The sequence below is a fragment of the Staphylococcus sp. EG-SA-2 genome, from assembly GCF_017152085.1.
Genome location: NZ_JACYHC010001322.1, coordinates 1 through 594, shown reverse-complemented (window position 1 = coordinate 594; position 594 = coordinate 1). Strand labels below are relative to the sequence as shown.

Below are 594 nucleotides of genomic sequence, written 5' to 3'. Positions count from 1 at the left end.
TTTATCAAATGGTAGTGAGCATTGTATTAACGCAAATTTATGGTGGACAACAAGTAAGTCCTAATACAGAAAAGCTAATTATTATTGCTCGAAAAATACCTATATTTATCTTCTTTGTATCTATTATCGGTCCTTTATTAGAAGAATACGTATTCAGAAAAGTAATCTTTGGAGAATTATTTAATGCGATTAAAGGTAATCGTATCGTAGCATTTATTATTGCTACAACAGTAAGTTCATTAATATTTGCATTAGCACATAATGATTTCAAATTTATTCCAGTTTATTTTGGTATGGGTGTCATTTTTTCATTAGCATATGTATGGACAAAACGGCTTGCTGTTCCAATTATTATCCATATGTTACAAAACGGATTTGTCGTTATATTCCAATTACTTAATCCTGAAGCTTTGAAAAAAGCCACGGAACAAGCGAATTTTATATATCACATTTTTATTCCATAATATAAAAAACGAATCACACACGGATTATCGTCGCTGTGATTCGTTTTTATTTTTCTTTTTATTTCGCTTTACAAATAAGAATAGCATGATTGAAAATACCACCATCATAGAACATACAATTGCTAGCCAA

1 protein-coding gene and 1 pseudogene are annotated in these 594 nt (G+C 29.5%); one reads left to right on the top strand and one right to left on the bottom strand.

The window, feature by feature from the left end; translation table 11 throughout:
• Positions 1–464, top strand: a pseudogene (mroQ, locus tag IDG60_RS21135) (CPBP family intramembrane glutamic endopeptidase MroQ); the annotation flags it as partial.
• Positions 465–488: 24 nt separating this feature from the next.
• On the opposite strand, the gene IDG60_RS23465 reads toward mroQ, so the two are convergent.
• Positions 489–594: hypothetical protein (locus tag IDG60_RS23465; protein ID WP_241013421.1), on the bottom strand; the 106-nt coding region annotated here is incomplete at its 5' end.